11 protein-coding genes are annotated in these 18213 nt (G+C 70.2%); 3 read left to right on the top strand and 8 right to left on the bottom strand.

The window, feature by feature from the left end; all coding sequences use genetic code 11:
* Positions 1 to 306: 306 nt before the first annotated feature.
* From ACFSCV_RS04600 to ACFSCV_RS04590, 3 genes are all read left to right on the top strand, one after another.
* Positions 307 to 2283 (top strand): acyl CoA:acetate/3-ketoacid CoA transferase, encoded by a 1977-nt coding sequence (locus ACFSCV_RS04600; RefSeq protein WP_378797479.1) that lies wholly within the window; start codon positions 307 to 309, stop codon positions 2281 to 2283.
* A gap of 121 nt (positions 2284 to 2404) precedes the next feature.
* Positions 2405 to 2815: a DUF930 domain-containing protein gene (locus tag ACFSCV_RS04595; RefSeq protein ID WP_378797431.1), complete on the top strand. Its 411-nt coding sequence runs from the start codon at positions 2405 to 2407 to the stop codon at positions 2813 to 2815.
* Between the two features lie 159 nt (positions 2816 to 2974).
* Positions 2975 to 4177 carry an ABC transporter substrate-binding protein gene (locus ACFSCV_RS04590; RefSeq protein WP_378797429.1) on the top strand — a complete coding sequence of 401 codons (1203 nt, stop codon included), beginning with the start codon at positions 2975 to 2977 and terminating at the stop codon, positions 4175 to 4177.
* 6 nt (positions 4178 to 4183) lie between these two features.
* Here the strand turns inward: ACFSCV_RS04590 and ACFSCV_RS04585 are convergent, their stop codons facing one another.
* From ACFSCV_RS04585 to ACFSCV_RS04550, 8 genes are all read right to left on the bottom strand, one after another.
* Complete coding sequence (locus ACFSCV_RS04585; RefSeq protein ID WP_378797427.1) at positions 4184 to 7663, bottom strand: AAA family ATPase; 3480 nt, start codon at positions 7661 to 7663, stop codon at positions 4184 to 4186.
* On the bottom strand, positions 7653 to 8903 hold the full coding sequence (locus ACFSCV_RS04580) for a metallophosphoesterase family protein (RefSeq protein ID WP_378797425.1): 1251 nt from the start codon (positions 8901 to 8903) through the stop codon (positions 7653 to 7655). The genes ACFSCV_RS04585 and ACFSCV_RS04580 overlap by 11 nt, the downstream gene beginning before the upstream one ends.
* Before the next feature lie 67 nt (positions 8904 to 8970).
* Entirely contained in the window at positions 8971 to 10491 is a 1521-nt protein-coding gene (gene amaB, locus ACFSCV_RS04575) for an L-piperidine-6-carboxylate dehydrogenase (RefSeq protein ID WP_378797423.1), read from the bottom strand.
* A 40-nt stretch (positions 10492 to 10531) separates the two neighbouring features.
* Complete coding sequence (locus ACFSCV_RS04570; RefSeq protein WP_378797421.1) at positions 10532 to 11149, bottom strand: L,D-transpeptidase; 618 nt, start codon at positions 11147 to 11149, stop codon at positions 10532 to 10534.
* Between the two features lie 178 nt (positions 11150 to 11327).
* The gene (locus ACFSCV_RS04565; RefSeq protein ID WP_378797419.1) at positions 11328 to 12635 is read right to left on the bottom strand and encodes a UDP-glucose dehydrogenase family protein; all 1308 of its coding nucleotides are present in this window, start codon (positions 12633 to 12635) and stop codon (positions 11328 to 11330) included.
* Between the two features lie 153 nt (positions 12636 to 12788).
* Positions 12789 to 14231: a glycogen synthase GlgA gene (glgA, locus tag ACFSCV_RS04560; protein WP_378797417.1), complete on the bottom strand. Its 1443-nt coding sequence runs from the start codon at positions 14229 to 14231 to the stop codon at positions 12789 to 12791.
* Between the two features lie 7 nt (positions 14232 to 14238).
* Positions 14239 to 15501, bottom strand: coding sequence for a glucose-1-phosphate adenylyltransferase (glgC, locus tag ACFSCV_RS04555; protein WP_378797415.1), 1263 nt, complete (start codon positions 15499 to 15501; stop codon positions 14239 to 14241).
* A 107-nt stretch (positions 15502 to 15608) separates the two neighbouring features.
* The gene (locus ACFSCV_RS04550; RefSeq protein ID WP_378797413.1) at positions 15609 to 18119 is read right to left on the bottom strand and encodes a glycogen/starch/alpha-glucan phosphorylase; all 2511 of its coding nucleotides are present in this window, start codon (positions 18117 to 18119) and stop codon (positions 15609 to 15611) included.
* Positions 18120 to 18213 lie beyond the last annotated feature (94 nt).

Here is an 18213-nt window from a genome sequence, read left to right as displayed (position 1 = left end):
CGCGCCTCAAGCGGCCTAGAGAGCCCCCGGCGGGCCTCCCGGTTCTTCAGAAAAACTGCTTTTGAACAGAAGTTATCCTGAATAAGGGAATGTGCGTCTACACGTGACTGGATGGCGTCAAGTATGCCAATTCACAATATTGCGCCTGCGACAGATTGATCGAGACATACGCTGCATTGCGGCCCGCTAACACCCGCTCTAACCTCGGGGCTCAATCGCGCCCCGTCCTTCGCGTATCGGCTCGCCGGCCGAAACGTCACGAACGGCGGCCACTAGACAGCGGAGCGTGCGAAATCCATGGCGCAAATGAAAAAAAACAAGGTGATCTCCGCGAGGGAGGCGATCGCGCTCATCCGGGAGAATGACGTCGTCACGACGACGGGATTCGTCCAGAGCTGCATTCCGGAGGCCCTGCATGCGGCGCTCGAGGAGCGCTTCGTCGAGACGGGCTCGCCGAAGAATCTGACGCTGATCATGACCGCCGGCGCCGGCGACAGCAAAGGGCTGGGCACCGGCCGGCTTCACCATGAGGGGCTGCTCGGCCGCGTCATCGCGGCGAACTTCGGCCGCATGCCGAAGGTCGCGCAGGCGGCGAAGGAGAACCGCATCCGCGGGTACAATCTCCCGCAGGGCGTGATCTCGCAGCTCTACCGCGCCTGCGCCGCGGGTCAGCCCGGCCTGTTCTCCAAGGTGGGCCTCCACACCTATGTCGATCCTCGCCACGGCGGCGGCCGCGTCAACGAGCTGACCTCCGACGATATCGTCAAGGTCGTCGAGGTCGACGGCGAGGAGTGGCTGTTCTACACCGCGACCAAGATCGACGTCGCCTTCATCCGCGGCACGAGCGCCGACCCCCATGGCAACATCTCCATGGAGAAGGAGGCGCTGACGCTCGACGTGCTGGCCCAGGCCATGGCCGCCCGCAACAACGGCGGCATCGTGATCGCGCAGGTCGAGCGCATCGTCGAGGACGGCTTCCTGCTGCCGAAGGACGTGCGCGTGCCGGGCATCCTGGTGGACTGCGTCGTCGTCGCGGAGCCCGAGATGCACCGCATGAACTACGGCGTCATGCACAACCCCGCGCTCGCCGGCCAGATCCGCGTGCCGGTCGCCAACATGGCGAAGATGCCGCTCGACGCGCGCAAGGTGATCGCGCGGCGCGCCGCCTTCGAGCTGCCGCCGAACGGCGTCGTGAACCTCGGCGTCGGCGCGCCGGAAGGCATCTCCGCGGTCGCGAACGAGGAGAGGGTCACGCCCTACATCACGCTCACGACCGAGGCCGGCGCCGTCGGCGGCGTGCTCGCGAGCGGGTCGAGCTTCGGCGCGGCGACCAACGCCGACTGCATCATCGACCAGAACCAGATGTTCGACTTCTACGACGGCGGCGGGCTCGACATGACCTGCCTCGGCATGGCCGAGTGCGACGAGGAGGGCAACGTCAACACCTCGTCCTTCGGCGGCAAGCTGAACGGCTGCGGCGGCTTCATCAACATCAGCCAGAACGCCCGCTCGGTGGTCTTCGCCGGCACCTTCACCGTCGGCGGCCTCGACGTCGCGATCGAGGACAGCCGCCTCGTCATCCGGCAGGAGGGCCGCTCGCGGAAGTTCATCCGCCAGGTGGAGCAGAACACCTTCTCCGGGCCCTACGCCAAGCAGCGGTCGCAGCCGGTGATCTACGTCACAGAGCGCTGCGTGTTCGAGCTGACGCCGGAAGGGCTGGAGTTGACCGAGATCGCACCCGGCGTCGACATCCATCGCGACATCCTCGCGCACATGGACTTCAAGCCGATCATCAACCGTCCGAAGATGATGGACATCCGCATCTTCCGCGACGAGCCGATGGACCTGCTCGCCGATCTGCTCAACCTGAACCTGTGCGAGCGAGTGAGCTACGACGCCGACCGGAACATGCTCTTCCTCAACCTCGAGGGCTGGCACTGCCGCTCGAAGGAGGACATCGCGGACCTGCGCAAGGTTCTGGTGGACGCCTGCGAGAAGGCCGGCAAGCGCGTCAAGTCGGTCGTCAACCACGACGGCTTCAAGCTCAGCGAGTCGCTCTACGACGACTACGCCGAGATGATCCAGTATCTGCTCGAGAACTACTACGAGACCACGACCCGCTATGCGACGAACGCCTTCCTGCGCCTGAAGATGCAGGAGGCGCTGAAGCGCCGGGGCGTCGCGCCGCATGTGTTCGAGCGCAAGGAGGACGCGCACGCCTTCCTCGAAGCGACCGCGAACGCCGCCAACAAGGCCCGCCGCAGCGAAACCGCGGCCGCGTGACGGTTGCGGAGGCCGGGCGTTCGAACGTCCGGCCTCCGTCTCTCCCTCCGGACGGTTGTCGACCGAACGCCTCGGGTGCTACCCGGACGGCTCCTCAGACCGTTACGAGTTCCTGAATCGCATGCGAAAATTTGTCAGCCTCGCCGCCGCGGGGGCGCTGGCGTCCTCCCTTGTCGCCTCCGTTCCCGCCTACGCGTTCTCCTACGACCGCCGGACCGAGGCGGCGCTCCGCAAGCTCGAGCCCGAGACCCGCTTCAACCAGGTGTGCGACCTCGCGGCCATGGAGAAGATCCGCAAGAACGAGCCGGAGCTGAAGCCTGACCGCATGGCGATCGACGCGCTCGCGGAGCCGGAGCGGAAGGGCGACACGCTGTCGGGGACCGGAGCCGCCGTCCGGGCGGGCGGCGTCTGGCGGCGGCTCGCCTTCACCTGCAGCGCGACGCCCGACCGCATGACGGTGACGGCCCTGCGCTACACGCTCGGAGCGCCGATCCCCGAGCAGGACTGGGAGCGCTACGGCCTCTGGCGCTGAGGCGCGGAGCGAAAGCCGATCTGAACTTGACGCTTGATGGCGCCGCCTCCGGTGCTACCGTCGACCCGCCCGGCGAAGATCGGGCGGAGCGGAAGGCCGCCGGCGCGGGGGGACTGACCCCCGTGAAAAACGAGCGGCCCGTCTCGGGAGGAGATCGGCATGAAGCTGTCAGCGACCGTCGCCGCGGTCCTGTTCGCCGCGAGCGCGCTGCCCGCCGCGGCGCAGGTGTCGGACGGAAAGGTGAAGATCGGCATCCTGAACGACCAGTCCGGCGTCTACGCGGACTTCGGCGGCAAATGGTCGGTCGAGGCGGCGAAGATGGCGGTCGAGGACTTTGGCGGGAAGGTGCTGGACGCGCCGGTCGAGATCGTCAGCGCCGACCATCAGAACAAGCCCGACATCGCCTCCAACATCGCCCGCCAGTGGTACGACACCGGCCAGGTCGACAGCATCATGGAGCTGACGACCTCGTCGGTCGCGCTCGCGGTGCAGGGCCTGTCCAAAGAAAAGAAGAAGATCGACATCGTCACCGGCGCGGCGACGACGGAGCTCACGGGCAAGCAGTGCTCGCCTTACGGCTTCCACTGGGTCTACGACACCAACGCGCTCGCGGTCGGCACCGGCGGCGCGTTGGTGAAGCAGGGCGGCGACACCTGGTTTTTCCTGACCGCCGACTACGCCTTCGGCTATTCGCTGGAGGCGCAGGTCACGAAGTTCGTCACGGGGCAGGGCGGTTCGGTGAAGGGCTCCGTGCGCCATCCGCTGAGCAACGCCGACTACTCCTCGTTCCTGCTGCAGGCGCAGTCCTCCGGCGCCAAGGTCATCGGGCTCGCCAACGCCGGCCTCGACACCGCCAACGCCATCAAGCAGGCGTCGGAGTTCGGCATCGTCGAGGGCGGCCAGCGGCTCGCCGCGCTGCTGTTCACGCTGTCCGAGGTCCACGGCCTCGGCCTGCAGGCGGCGCAGGGGCTGTCGCTCACGGAAGGCTTCTATTGGGACCGCGACGACGAGAGCCGCGCCTTCTCCCAGCGCTTCTTCGACCGCACCAAGCGCATGCCCAACATGGTGCACGCCGGCACCTATTCGGCCGTGACGCAGTACCTCAAGGCGATCAAGGCGGCGGGCTCCGACGACACCGAGAAGGTGGCGGCGAAGCTGCACGAGATGAAGGTGGACGACGTGTTCGGCCGCGGCGCGAGCGTCGGCGAGAACGGCCGGCTGATCTACGACATGTACCTCATGGAGGTGAAGAAGCCGGAGGAGAGCACGAAGCCGTGGGACTACTACAAGGTGGTCGCGACGGTGCCCGGCGATCAGGCCTACATCAAGCCGTCCGAAAGCGGCTGCCCGCTCGCGCAATGACTGGGCTCAGCCGAGGGTCGCGATCCCGCAGCGGCCCTCGGCGGCCAACTCCTCGGCCATGCGCAGCACGCTGCGGTGGTGGGTGAACAGCAGTGCCTGCGCGTCCCGAGGGGAGGCCGCCAGCAGCTCCAGCGCCGCCCGGCTGCGGGCGTCGTCGAAATGCACGAGGATGTCGTCGGCCACGAAGGGCAGGGGCTCAGTCGAGGCGTTGTAGTTCTCGATGCTCGCGAGCCGGAACGCCAGGAAAAGCTGGTCGCGGGTACCGTCGCTCATGGCCTTGGCCGGCACGGCGCCACCGCCAGCACGCACGCCGACCACCACCGGCTGGCCGTCCGCGTCGACGTCGGCGGCGACGCCCGAGAACGCGCCCCGGGTCGCAAGCGCGAACAGCGCGCCGGCGCGCGCGATCAGCGGGTCTTGCCGCTCGGCGCGCACCCGCGCGATCGCGGCCTCCACCAGATCGCGGGCGAGCGAGAGCTCCACGTAGCGTTCGGCCGATTCATGCAGTTCGGCGATGGCGGCCTCGCGCAGCGCGACCGCGCGGTTGACGCCGGCCGGATCGGAACAGGCCGCGAGCGCCGTCTCCGCTTCGTGTTCGGCGCGCGCGGCGGCGTCGAGTTCGCGCTCGATCGCCTCGGCGCGCGCGCTCGCGGCCTCGCGGTCGGCGCGCAGGCCGTCCGGGTCGCGCCCCTCCGCCTCCGCGCGCAGGGCGTCGAGCGAAAGCCCGTCGCCGGCGGCGTCGATGGTGTCTCGCAGGCGGCGCGCCTCGTCCTGATGCGTCCGTCGTTCCGCATGCCGGGCGGCGACGGCGGCAAGCTCCTCGGGCGATTGGACGCCGGCGAGCGCCGCCAGCGCGGCGACCCGATCTTCCGCCGCGGCCTTTCCCGCCCGTCGGCGTTCGACGGCGGCCGTCGCGTCCTGGAGATGAGGCGTCAGGGTTTCGCGCTCGCGCCGGCGGGCGTCGTTCTCGGCGAAGCGCTCCTGCAGCATGCGCGCTGCGGCGACCGCATCCTGCGGCAGCGCGAGCCCGATCCCGTCGCCCGCCGCGGCGACGGCCACGCCAAGAGCCTGCTCGTCCTCGTCCATGCGGCGCAGGCGGCGGCGGATGAGCTCCAGAGAATCCATCACGCCGCGCGCCTCGGCCCATTCCACCGCGGCGTCCGCCCCGTCGTCGGGCGTCGCGTCGGCGGTCAGGCCGAGCCGCGCGACGGCCGGCTCCCAGGCTTGCCGCCAGAGCTCCGCTTCTTCCCCGAGCGCGGCGCGCCGGGCGCGGGCGGCGTCCAGCGACGCGCGCGCCTCGTCGCGGTCGCGCGCGTCGCGGCGGCGCTCCACATGCGCCTCCTCGTGACGCGCCAGCGCGCCCTGTGCGGCGCGCACGCGATCGGTCAGCGCCGCGGACGCATCTGCGGACGACAGCCCCCCAAGCCGTTCGGCGAAGGCGAGCGCCGCGTGAGCCGTTGACAGGGCTGTGCGCGCCGCCTCGGCCTCGCGCCGCCGGCGCGTCGCGGCTTCGCCGAGATCGAGAACGGCCCGGCGCTCCTCCGCGAAGGCCCGGAGGGCCGGCAATCCTGCCGCGCGGGCGTACGCCTCGGGAAAATCACGGGCCAGCGCCTCAAGCGCTTCCGCGCGCGTCCCCGCGATTTCGACAAGGGCGCGTTCGGAAGCCTCGAACTGGATTCGGGCCTCGTCGCGCCGTCGTTCCGCCTCGGCCAGGGCCGCGGCGCGGCCCGCCTCCGCCGCGCGTCGGTCGGCGAGTTCGTCCGCCTCGGCGACGGCGCGCTCCAGATGCGCCGCGCGCAGCGTCCGCGCCGCCTCGTCGTCATCGCTCCGGCCGGTGACATAGGCGGGCCGGATGGCGCTCCAGGCGGCGCCGCGCGCGCGCCGCGCTTCGCCAAGCGCCTGATCGGTCGCGATCTCGCCGCCTGAGGTCAGCCGCGAGATCTCGATCTCGGCGGCCTCGCGCCGGCCGCGCGCGTCGTCGCGCTGGCCGAGACAGCCGAGCCGCTCGGCCTCCGCCGCATCGTCGCGCGCCTGAAGCGCGGCGAGCGTGTCGCGATCCGGCGCGCGCAACGCCGCGAGCGCGACGAAATCGGCGAAACCAAGCGCCTCCAGCCGCTCCTGCGCCTGCACGGCGGCGTCGTCCGCCTCCGCCCCGAGCGCCCGGGCCGCGGCGTCGGCGGCGGGAAGGCCTGCGAACTCCGCCGCGGTCACGCCCGCGGGCCGGTCATGGCCGCGCGCGTCGGCCTCCGCTATGCGCTGGTCGAGCGCTGCGAGACGGGCGGCGAGCTCGCGGATGCGGGCGTCCTCTGCGACGATCGACGGCGCGCGGGTCTGGGCCGCGGCGGCGAGACGCCGGCCGGCTTCGATGGCCTCGGGCGGCGGCAGCCGGGCGGCGAGGTCCGCGTCCGGCGCGACCCCGAGCCGCCGTCGCAGCCGCGCGAGCTTCGCCTGCGCCTGCGCCAGCTCCACCTGCCGGTTCGCACGGTGCTCGCGCGCTTCCGCGACATGGACGGCGGCGACGCCGATGTCGCGGATCGCGGCCTCCTGGGCGAGCAGGGCGGGATCGGCCGTCACGCCGCGCAGCCGGGCTTCCGCCGCGGCGACGGCCGCTTCCGCCTCCTCCAGCGCGCGGCCGGTCTCGGCGGCGGCGGCGAACGCTTCGCCGACCTCGCGGTCGAAGGCGGGCGGCAGTTCGGCCAGATCGGCGAAGCTCTCCGCCTCCGCCTCGATCCGGTCGAGCCGCTGCAGCGGCGGGGCCACGCGGCCGAGGCGTTCGAGCGCGGAAACGGCCACCACCGCCGCGCGCCGTTCGGAGCGCAGCCGTTCGCAGGCGGCGGCCGCCTCCGCGTGGGCGGCCTTGGCGCGCTCGTAGGCTTCGCGGGTGAGCAGCCCGGCCTTGACCTGCCCGTCTGCGGCGTCGAAGGCGTCGAGAGCGCGGTAGAAGGCGCGCTGGTCGCTTTTGCGGGCGCCGAAGAGACGGTCGCGCTCCTGATCGATGCGCTCGAGCCGCGCGACCAGCGCGCGAAGCCCGCCGCCCGCCTCGACGATGAGGCGGCCGATCTCGCCGTCGGCCTTGAACAGCGATTCGCCGCCGTCCCGCAGCCGCTCGTGATCGAGCCCGAACAGCGCCTCGAAGCGCTCGCGCGTGGTCGCGCCGAGCAGCGCGGCGAGCGCGGCTTCGTCCAGCGCCGCGCCGTCCTCGCCGGTCAGCGTGCGGCCGGCCTTGCCCTTGCGCCGGCGGACCGAGAGCGAACTCCCGTCCGCCCGCGTGATCTCGGCGCCGAGGCGCATGGCGTCGTTGCCGAACACCGCACCGCGGACGCTTCTGGCCGGCACGCCGAACAGCACGTCGCCCACCGCCGACAGGGCCGTGCTCTTGCCGGCCTCGTTCGGCCCGTAGATCACGGTCAGCCCGTGGCCGGAGAAGGCGATCTCGCGCGTCTCGATCGCGCCGTAGCGCTCGAGCGTCAGCCGTTCAAAGCGCATCATCGCCCTCCACGAGGGCGCGGGCGAGCGTCGTCGCGCGGGCGCCGGCCTCAGCCCGGATCTGCGCCGCGAACTCGGCGGCGCGCGCCGACTGGGGCAGCTTCGCCAGCACCTCGGCCAGCCGGGCGTCCCTGCGGGCGGCGAAGGAGGCGTCGTCGGCGATGGCCGCGATTTCCGCGTCGAGCCGTCCGGCGACGGTCGGATCGAGCGACGGGGAGGAGGCCGACGGCGGCGTCAGGCCGAGCGACAGCTTTTCGAGCCAGAGATCGCCCGACAGACCCGCCGCCAGCGTCTCGACGTCGTCGCGCAGCTCGCCGCGGCCGAGCGCGAACGCCCCCGCAAGCGGTGTTTCGCCCGTGAGCCGCAGCCGCAGCGCCAGCGGGCGGCCGCCGGCCTGGTCCAGCGCCTTGACCATCGTCGCGCGGATTCGATCGAGCGCGGAAACGCGATCCGCGACGCCGTCGAGCCGCGCTTCGGCGCTGCCCCAGCGCACCGCATCGAGGGCGCGATGCTCGACGGCCGCGACCTCGCCGTCGAGCACACGCACGATCGACGCGCCCTTCGCCCCGGTCTCGCGCACACTGCGGCCCTGGAGGTTGCCGGGATAGACCACATGCGGCCGCTCGGAGAGAATCTGGCGGTCGTGAATGTGCCCGAGCGCCCAGTAGTCGTAGCCATGCAGCCGAAGCTGCTCGAGCGAGCAGGGCGCATAGGCCGCGTGCTCGCCCTCGTGTCCGATCAGCGCCGTGTGGAGCAGGCCGATGTTGAAGCAGCCGGCGACAGGGGGCGGATAGGCCCGGGCGAGGTTCTCGGTGACGTCGCGCTGGGGAAAGCTGCGGCCATGGATCGCGACGTCCAGCCCGTCGATGCGGAAAGTCTCCGGCTTGCGGGCTGAAATTAACCGCACGTTGTCCGACAATTCCAAGCGGCTCATGAACCGGTTCTCGGCGTCATGGTTGCCGAGGATGACCACGACCGGCACGCCGGCCTCCGCCAGCCGCCGCATGCGGGACACGAAATAGAGGCCGGCGCGGATGTTGCGCAGGTCGCCGTCGAAGACGTCGCCCGCCAGCAGGACGAAGCGACAATCTTCGGCGATCGCCAGTTCGACCAGCGCGTCGAGCGCGGCGCGGGAGGCGTTCTCTACGCGTTCGGCGAAGTCGGGCGAGCGTCCGGCGAGCCCGATGAGCGGGCTGTCGAGGTGCAGGTCGGCGGCGTGGAGGAAGCTGAAGCCGGTCATGGCCGCTTCAGCCTAGCGCGGGCCGCCGGCGGATGCAGGCGCTCCGCCCGACATCCCTGTGGGCAGCTCAGCCGATATCGAACCGCACGCCCTGCGCGAGCGGAAGCGTCGCGCCGTAGTTCACGGTGTTGGTGGCCCGGCGCATGTAGGCCTTCCACGAATCCGAGCCGCTTTCGCGGCCGCCGCCGGTCTCCTTCTCGCCGCCGAAGGCTCCGCCGATCTCGGCGCCCGAGGGACCGATGTTGACGTTGACGATGCCGCAGTCGGACCCCCGCGCGGAGAGGAAGCGCTCCGCCTCGCGCAGGTCGTTGGTGAAGATCGCGGAGGCGAGGCCCTGCGGAACGGCGTTGTTCAGCGCGATCGCCTCATCGAGGTCGTCGCAACGGAGCACATAGAGGATCGGCGCGAAGGTCTCCTCAAGCGCTGGGCCGGCGTGCTCCGCGATCTCGACCAACGCGGGACGCACATAGAACGATTCGGCGCCGCCGGGGCCTTCCACACGCTCGCCGCCGGACACCGTCGCGCCCGCGAGCCGCGCGCGTTCGAGCGCCCGCTCCATGGCCGAGAAGGCGTCGCCGTCGATCAGGGGACCCACCAGAACGCCCTGCTCGCGTGGGTCGCCGATCGCGACCGAGGCGTAGGCCTGGCGCAGGCGCGGCAGCAGGTTGTCGTAGACTTCGCCGTGCACGAACAGCCGCCGGAGCGTGGTGCAGCGCTGGCCGGCGGTGCCCATGGCGGAGAACGCGACCGCCCGCAGCGTGAGGTCGAGATCGGCCGAGGGTCGCACGATCGCGGCGTTGTTGCCGCCGAGCTCCAGCAGCGAGCGCCCGAATCGGGATGCGACGCGCGGGCCGACGGCCCGGCCCATGGCGGTGGAGCCGGTCGCGGAGACCAGCGCTACGCGAGCGTCGTCGACCAGCTGCTCGCCGAGCTCTCGTCCGCCGAGGACGACGGACGACAGGCCCTCCGGAGCGCCGCCGAACACCGCCGCCGCGCGCTCGAACAGGGCCTGCGTCGCAAGCGCGGTCAGCGGCGTCTTCTCCGAGGGCTTCCAGACGGCCGCGTTTCCGCAGACGAGCGCGAGCGCCGCGTTCCACGCCCACACCGCGACGGGGAAATTGAAGGCCGAGATGACGCCGACGACTCCGAGCGGACGCCACGTCTCCATCATGCGATGGTCCGGCCGTTCGGTCGCGATGGTCAGTCCGTAAAGCTGGCGGGAGAGACCGACGGCGAAGTCGCAGACGTCGATCATCTCCTGCACCTCGCCGAGGCCTTCGGAGACGATCTTGCCGGCTTCGAGCGTGACGAGACGGCCGAGTGCCGCCTTGGACCGGCGGAGCTCCTCGCCGAACAGCCGCACGAGCTCGCCGCGGCGCGGGGCGGGGACGTCGCGCCAGATCTCGAACGCGGCGGAGGCCCGTCCGATCGCCGCCTCCAGTTCGGCGGCGTCGGCAAGGCGCGGTTCGGCCAGCTTCTCGCCCGTGATCGGCGTCCGGCTTGCGGGCCCGCCGACGAGGCGTTCCGCCGGAACGCCGAGCGCGGCGAGCACAGCGCGAGCTTCGGCAGGCGCGCCTTCGGTGGTCACGTCGGTTCCGTTCCTACGGTCGCGCGCCGGTCCGTTCGTCTCAGCGCACCACCACCTTCGCGCCGATCGGGACCCGCGTGTAGAGATCCTCGACGTCGAAATTGATCATGCGGATGCAGCCCGACGACATCGCCCGGCCGATGGTGTGGGGCTCATTGGTGCCGTGGATGCGGAACAGCGTGTCCCGGCCGCCGCGGTGAAGGTAGAGCGCGCGGGCGCCGAGCGGGTTCTCGGGGCCGCCCGCCATGCGCAGCGGCAGGTCCGGCCGGCGCTGCAACATCTCGGGGGGCGGCACCCAGTCCGGCCATTCCTGTTTGGCGCCGACCACTGCCTCGCCGCTCCAGCCGAAGCCTTCCTTGCCGACGCCGACGCCGTAGCGGACCGCGCGGCCGTTGGGCTCCACGAGGTAGAGAAACTTGTCGGCGGTGTCGATGACGACGGTGCCCGGCGCTTCGCCGGTCGGGTCCGTCACTTCCGTCCGGCGGTACTGCACCGGCAGCGCCGACGGATAGCTTGTCGACATGGCCGCTACGACGCCGGGCGCGCCGCCGGCGGTAGACAGGGAGGACGAGCCGCCGCAGCCGGCGAGCAGGACGGCGAAGCCCGCAGATGCGAGCGCGAAGCGCGCCGCCGGGAAAGCACGAAACGCGGATGTCATCGAACCGACCTGCCCTCACGCCCAACGCGGCCGTTCACGGAACACTGTCCGTCGACGGCTTCTTGTCGCCTTGCGCTGAGGATAGGGCGCGACGGGCCGCGCGGCGCGACGGATCACGCGCGCCGCGCGCGTTTGCCGGGGCCTTGTCGCCCCGGCGCCACAGTGGACGTGGTCCGGCTCAGCCGGCCGCGCCGATGCCGCTGTAGGTGAAGCCGCGCTGGGCCATGTCGTCGGGGCGGTAGACGTTGCGCAGGTCCACCACGATCGGGGCCTTCAGGGTGGCCTTCACGCGGGCGAGGTCGAGCGCGCGGAACTGGTCCCACTCGGTCAGGATCACGAGGGCGTCGGCGTCCTTGATCGCGGAGTAGGCGTCGTCGGCGTATACGACGTTCGGCAGCAGCGGCTTGGCCTGCTCCATCGCCTCCGGGTCGAACGCGGCGACCGTGGCGCCGGCCTTCTCCAGCGCCGGAACGATCGCGAGCGAGGGCGCCTCGCGCATGTCGTCGGTGTTCGGCTTGAACGCGAGGCCGAGCACCGCGATGCGCTTGCCGGAGACGTCGCCGCCGCTCGCCGCGATGATGCGCTCGGCCATCGCGAGCTTGCGGGCCTCATTCACCTCCTCGACCATCTCGACGATCTTGATCGGCGCGCCGTAGTCGCGGCCGGTCCGCACGAGGGCGCGGGTGTCCTTGGGGAAACACGAGCCGCCGAAGCCTGGGCCGGCGTGCAGGAACTTGGAGCCGATGCGGTTGTCGAGGCCGATGCCGCGGGCGACCTCCTGCACGTTGGCGCCGACCTTCTCGCAGAGATCGGCGATCTCGTTGATGAAGGTGATCTTGGTCGCGAGGAAGGCGTTGGCGGCGTACTTGATCAGCTCGGCGGTGCGGCGGCCGGTGAACACCAGCGGCGCGACGTTGAGGTAGAGCGGGCGGTAAAGCTCTTCCATCACGTCCTTGGCGCGGTCGTCCTCGACCCCGACCACGATGCGGTCCGGGCGCTTGAAGTCGCCGATGGCCGAGCCTTCGCGGAGGAATTCGGGGTTGGACGCCACCGAGATGTCGGCGTTCGGGTTGGCTTCCTTCAGGATGCGTTCGACCTCGTCGCCGGTGCCGACTGGGACCGTCGACTTGTCGACGATGACGGTGAAGCCGGTCACGGCCTGGCCGATCTGGCGCGCCGCTTCATAGACGTAGGTGAGGTCGGCGTGGCCGTCGCCGCGACGGGACGGCGTGCCGACCGCGATGAACACCACCGCCGCGTCCTTCACGGCGGGCGCGAGCTCGGTGGTGAAGGTGAGGCGGCCGGCCTCGACGTTGCGGGCGACGAGATCGTCGAGGCCCGGCTCGAAGATGGGCATGACTCCGCGCTTCAGTCCGTCGATCTTGGCCTGGTCCAGGTCGACGCAGGTCACTTCGTGGCCGAAGTCCGCGAAGCATGCGCCGGACACGAGCCCGACATAGCCTGAACCGATCATCGTCACGCGCATGCGCAATCCCCCAGGGAAGTCATCTTGCGTTCATCTGCCGACGCCAGCACGAAGCCGCGCCCGTTACGTCGCTCTGCGCGACGAATGTTTCTTATTTGAGCACCTTCGCAAACGCAACAAAACGAGGCAGGGATGCGCTCCACCGCCGCAGCGTCACGTCGTCCGCGCAAGTTCCGCATAAAGTCTGGCGTAAGTACGGGCGGATGCGTCCCACGACACGTCGGAACGCATGCCGTTGCTCTGGATGCGGGTCCAGAGGTCGCGGTCGGCGTGCAGCGCCGCGGTCCGGCGAAGCGCCGCCTCCAGCGCGCCCTGAGTCGTCGGTGAGAACTGGACGCCGGTCGCGACGCCGGCGGCGATCGCAGCCGGGTTGGCGTCGATGACGGTGTCGGCGAGGCCGCCGACGCGTGAGACCACCGGCAGGGCGCCGTAGCGGAGCGCGCAGAGCTGCGTCAGGCCGCAGGGCTCGAAGCGCGAGGGCACCAGCAGCGCGTCCGCGCCGGCCTGCACGAGATGCGCCTTGCGCTCGTCGTAGCCGATGAAGACGCCGATCCGCCCGGGATGCTCCGCCGCGAGGCGGCTGAAGCGTTCTTCGAGCCAGGATTCGCCCGCGCCGACGAGCGCGAGCGTGCCGCCGACGCCGAGAAGCGTGGGTATGGCGTCGGCGAGCAGGTCGAGACCTTTCTGGCTCGACAGGCGGCTGATGACCGCGAACAGCACGCCGTCGCCCACGTCGAGCCCGAACTCCTGCGCCAGCGCACGGCGGTTCGCTTCCCTGCCGCCGGGATTGGCGGCGGAGTAGGGCGAGGCCAGGGTCGGGTCGGTCTCGGGGTTCCAGACCTCGACGTCGACGCCGTTCAGGACGCCCGAGACGACGTCGGCGCGGGCGCGCAGCAGCCCGTCGAGCCCGAGCCCGCCGTCCGGCTCCATGATCTCGGCGGCGTAGCTCGGCGAGACGGTGGTGATGCGGTCTGCGAACTGGAGCGCGGCCTTGAGGTAGCCGACGCCGCCGAAATACTCGACGCCGTCAATCCCGAAGGCCGCTTCGGGCAGGCCGAGCGCGCCGAAGACAGAAGCCGGAAACCAGCCCTGGAAGGCCATGTTGTGGATGGTCGCGACCGTCTTCGGCCGCGGATGGGGCGCGAAGGCGAGGTAGGCGGCGGCGAGGCCCGCCTGCCAATCGTGCATATGCACTATATCCGGCGCCGGCAATCCTGCGGCGCCCCGTCCGATCTCGGCCGCGACCTTGCCTACAGCCGCGAAACGCAGGGCGTTATCGTCCCAGTCGCGACCGTCAGGCCCGACATAGGGGTTGCCCTGGCGGGCGAAGAGATGAGGCGCGTCGATCGCGAGCACGTCGAGCCCGCGCGGCGAGGCGGCCACGATCTCGGCCGGTCCGCCGAACAGGTCGTCGAAATGCGCCACCACCTCCCCGCCGGGCATGGCGGAAAGAACCGAAGGGTAGCCCGGAAGCAGCGTCCGGACGGCGACGCCGTGCGGGGCGAGGGCCCCGGGAAGCGCGCCGACGACGTCGGCCAGCCCACCGGTCTTGACGAGCGGATAGGCTTCGGAGGCGACGGAAAGGACGGCGGTCATCGGCGGCTCACAGCTGGTCGATCATCGACTGCGTGATCAGGCACACGCCTTTGCTCGTGCGGCGGAAGCGCCGAGCGTCGAGTTCGGGATCCTCGCCGACGACCAGCTTTTCCGGAATCGCGACGCCGCGGTCGATGACCACGTTGCTGAGGCGCGCGTGCCGGCCGATCTCCACGTAAGGCAGGATGACCGCGCGCTCGACGTCAGCGTAGGAGTTCACCCGCACGCCGGTGAAGAGCAGCGATTCCTTGACGCCCGCGCCCGAGACGATGCAGCCGCCGGACACGAGCGAGGAGATCGCGCGTCCGCGGCGGTCGTCCTTGTCGTGGATGAACTTCGCCGGCGGGGTGATCTCGGCGAAGGTCCAGATCGGCCATTCGGTGTCGTAGAGGTCGAGCGCGGGCACGAAGTCCGTCAGGTCGATGTTGGCCTCGAAATAGGCGTCGACCGTGCCCACGTCGCGCCAATAGGGCTCCTCTTCGGTGCTGGAGCGCACGCAGGAGTGGGCGAAGTGGTGCGCCACCGCTTTTCCGCCCTTCACGATCTCCGGGATGATGTCCTTGCCGAAGTCGTGGGACGAGTTTGGGTCTTCCGCGTCCTTGCGCAGCAGATCGAACAGGAACGGCGTGTCGAAGACGTAGATGCCCATGCTCGCGAGCGAGACGTCCGGCTTGCCGGGCATGGCGGGCGGGTCCGCCGGCTTCTCCAGGAAGTCGATGATCCGGTCGTTTTCGTCGATGTGCATCACGCCGAAGCCGGAGGCCTCGGAGCGGGCGACCTCGAGACAGCCGACCGTGACGTCGGCGCCGCTCTCGACGTGCTGCGCGAGCATAAGTTCGTAGTCCATCTTGTAGATGTGGTCGCCCGCGAGGATCACCATGTGGCGCGGCGCGTAGTCCTCGATGATGTCGAGGTTCTGGTAGACGGCGTCGGCGGTGCCGAGATACCAGGCTTCCTCGGAGACCCGCTGGCTGGCGGGCAGCACGTCGAAGCTCTCGTTGCGCTCGGTGCGGAAGAAGTTCCAGCCGCGCTGCAGGTGGCGGATCAGGCTGTGCGCCTTGTACTGCGTGGCGACGCCGATACGCCGGATGCCGGAGTTCAGCGCGTTCGAGAGCGCGAAGTCGATGATGCGGGTCTTGCCGCCGAAATAGACCGCGGGCTTGGCGCGGCGGTCCGTCAGCTCCATCAGGCGCGAGCCGCGGCCGCCGGCGAGCACATAGGCCATCGCCCCGCGGGCGTAGGGCGGGCCGAGCGGCGCTTTGGCGGACATGGCGGCGTTCCTCTCACACGTTGTGGTCCGGTCGTCGTCGCCGCTCCCCCGGCCGAGGGAGCGGCGCGCGCCGGTTGCTTCATGCTAGCGGAAATCCGGACGCCGTCTCAGCGGTTCGCTGGCGTCACGCCCCAGATATCGTCGGCGTATTCCGCGATCGTGCGGTCGGAGGAGAACCAGCCGACCTTGGCGGTGTTGGTGACGCTCGCCTTCATCCAGGCCGCCCGGTCGCGCCAGAGCTTGTAGACCCGCCGCTGGGCCGCGAAGTAGGCGTCGAAATCCGCCGTCACCAGGAAGGTGTCGTGGTTCAGAAGTCCGTCGACGAAACCGCGGTAGCGGTTGGGATCGTCGGGCGAGAACACGCCGTTGCGGATTGCTTCGAGCACCTCGCGCAGGGTCGAGGAGGCTTCGACCGCGGCGTGAGCGTCGTAGCCGCGGCGCTTGCGCGCCTCCACCTCCTGCGCCGTCAGGCCGAAAATGAAGATGTTCTCGTCGCCCACGTGCTCCTTGATCTCGACGTTCGCGCCGTCGAGCGTGCCGATGGTGAGCGCGCCGTTGAGCGCCAGCTTCATATTGCCGGTGCCCGAAGCCTCCATGCCGGCGGTCGAGATCTGCTCCGACAGGTCGGCGGCCGGGATGATGATCTCGGCGAGGCTGACATTGTAGTTCGGCAGGAACGCCACCTTCAGAAGGCCGCGCACGGTGGGATCGGAGTTCACCACCCGGGCGACGTCGTTGGCGAGCTTGATGATCAGCTTGGCCTGATGGTAGCTCGCCGCCGCCTTGCCGGCGAAGATCTTCACCCGCGGCATCCAGGCCCGCATCGGCTGGGCGCGCATGGCGTTGTAGATCGCGACCGTCTCCAGAATGTTCAGGAGCTGGCGCTTGTATTCGTGGATGCGCTTGATCTGGACATCGAACAGCGCGTCCGGGTCCACCTGCACGTCGAGCCGATCCGCGATCACCTTGGCGAGCGCGACCTTGTTGGCGCGCTTAGACTCCGTCAGGCGCTCGTGCAGGCCGGTGTCCCCGACCATCGGCAGCAGCTTCTCGAGCCGCATCGGGTCGTCGAGCAGCTCGGGGCCGACCGCGTCGATGAGGATCGAGGTGAGCCCTGGATTGGCCTGGGCGAGCCAGCGGCGGAAGGTGATGCCGTTGGTCTTGTTGACGATGCGGTCGGGATGCAGCCGGTGAAGGTCGCGGAACACCGTCTGCTTCATCAGGTCGGTGTGGAGCGCCGACACGCCGTTGACCTTGTGCGATCCGGTGAAGGCGAGCTGGCCCATGCGCACGCGCCGGCCGTTCGTCTCCTCGATCAGGGAGACCGACGCCAGAAGAGCGTCGTCGCCGGGGTGGCGCTTGCGGGCGGCGTCGAGCTCGAGCGCGTTGATCAGGTAGATGATCTGCATGTGGCGCGGCAGCAGCCGCTCCATCAGCGGCACCGGCCAGCTTTCCAGCGCCTCGGGCAGCAGCGTGTGGTTGGTGTAGGAGAATGTCGCGACCGTGATCTTCCACGCTTCGCCCCAGGCGACGCCGTGGAGGTCGACGAGGATGCGCATCAGCTCCGGCACCGCGATCGCGGGATGGGTGTCGTTGAGCTGGATCGCCACATGATCGGGCAGGGAGCGAAGATCGCCCCACTCCTCAAGATGCCGACGCACGAGGTCCTGCAGCGAGGCGGAGGCGAAGAAATACTCCTGTCGGAGCCGCAGCTCCTGTCCCGCCGGGGTCTCGTCGGAGGGATAGAGCACCTTCGAGATCGACTCGACGCGCACGCGGTCGGCGAGCGCGCCGACATAGTCGCCACGGTTGAAAGCGTCGAGCTTCAGCACGTCGCCGGCGCGCGCCGACCACAGCCGCAGCGTGTTGACGTGCCGCCCGCGCCAGCCGGCGACGGGCGTGTCGAAGGCCACCGCCTCGACGGTCTCGGCCGGCCGCCAGACATGCTTCGCCGCGCCGCCCTCATTGATCTGCTCGACATAGCCGCCGAAGCCGATGGGATAGTCGATCTCGGGGTGGGCGAACTCCCACGGATTGCCGAAGGACAGCCAGTCCTCCGGATATTCCTGCTGCCAGCCGTCGCGCATGCCCTGGCGGAACAGGCCGTGGTCGTAGCGGATGCCGTAGCCAAAGGCCGGCACGCCGATCGAGGCCATCGAATCCATGAAGCAGGCGGCGAGGCGGCCGAGGCCGCCATTGCCCAGCGCGGCGTCCGGCTCGGCGGTGCGGATGCGATCGAGATCGACGCCGAGGCCTGACAGCGCCTCGCGGGCGACGTCGGTCAGGTTGAGGTTATTGAGCGCGTCGAACAGCAGGCGTCCGATCAGGAACTCGAGCGAGAGATAGTAGACCCGCTTCGCCGGCTTGTTTTCCTTGCTCGCGTGATCGGCGACCCAGCGGTCGACGATGCGGTCGCGCACCGCGTAGGCCGTCGCGACGAACCAGTCGCGCGGGCTCGCCGTCTCCGGCGAGCGGCCGACCGAGTAGGTCAACTCGGCGAGGATTTCCTTCTGCAGTTTTTTTGCGTCGACGCCGGAGTCGGTGGTCCCGGCGGGACCTGCTTCACGCACCGGACGGCGAGCGACGTCGTCGTCCGGCGGGGTCGTTGCATCGTTCATGCGAGGTCTCCCTCAGTCGCGGCGCCCGCACCGGCGCGATCGCGCCAGTCAGGCACGCACGACCTCGGCTTGGCAATGCTGCGATGCGGGATCG

Origin of the sequence: Methylopila henanensis (assembly GCF_042681025.1) — a bacterium.
Taxonomy (GTDB): domain Bacteria; phylum Pseudomonadota; class Alphaproteobacteria; order Rhizobiales; family Methylopilaceae; genus Methylopila; species Methylopila henanensis.
This window is presented reverse-complemented; position numbering and strand designations above follow the sequence as displayed.

Bases quoted from the DNA above. Each gene is read 5' to 3' on its own strand.
- ACFSCV_RS04600 (WP_378797479.1), top strand. From the start codon at position 307: ATGAAAAAAAACAAGGTGATCTCCGCGAGGGAGGCGATCGCGCTCATC.
- ACFSCV_RS04595 (WP_378797431.1), top strand. From the start codon at position 2,405: ATGCGAAAATTTGTCAGCCTCGCCGCCGCGGGGGCGCTGGCGTCCTCC.
- ACFSCV_RS04590 (WP_378797429.1), top strand. From the start codon at position 2,975: ATGAAGCTGTCAGCGACCGTCGCCGCGGTCCTGTTCGCCGCGAGCGCG.
- ACFSCV_RS04585 (WP_378797427.1), bottom strand. From the start codon at position 7,663: ATGCGCTTTGAACGGCTGACGCTCGAGCGCTACGGCGCGATCGAGACG.
- ACFSCV_RS04580 (WP_378797425.1), bottom strand. From the start codon at position 8,903: ATGACCGGCTTCAGCTTCCTCCACGCCGCCGACCTGCACCTCGACAGC.
- ACFSCV_RS04570 (WP_378797421.1), bottom strand. From the start codon at position 11,149: ATGACATCCGCGTTTCGTGCTTTCCCGGCGGCGCGCTTCGCGCTCGCA.
- ACFSCV_RS04565 (WP_378797419.1), bottom strand. From the start codon at position 12,635: ATGCGCGTGACGATGATCGGTTCAGGCTATGTCGGGCTCGTGTCCGGC.
- glgA (WP_378797417.1), bottom strand. From the start codon at position 14,231: ATGACCGCCGTCCTTTCCGTCGCCTCCGAAGCCTATCCGCTCGTCAAG.
- glgC (WP_378797415.1), bottom strand. From the start codon at position 15,501: ATGTCCGCCAAAGCGCCGCTCGGCCCGCCCTACGCCCGCGGGGCGATG.
- ACFSCV_RS04550 (WP_378797413.1), bottom strand. From the start codon at position 18,119: ATGAACGATGCAACGACCCCGCCGGACGACGACGTCGCTCGCCGTCCG.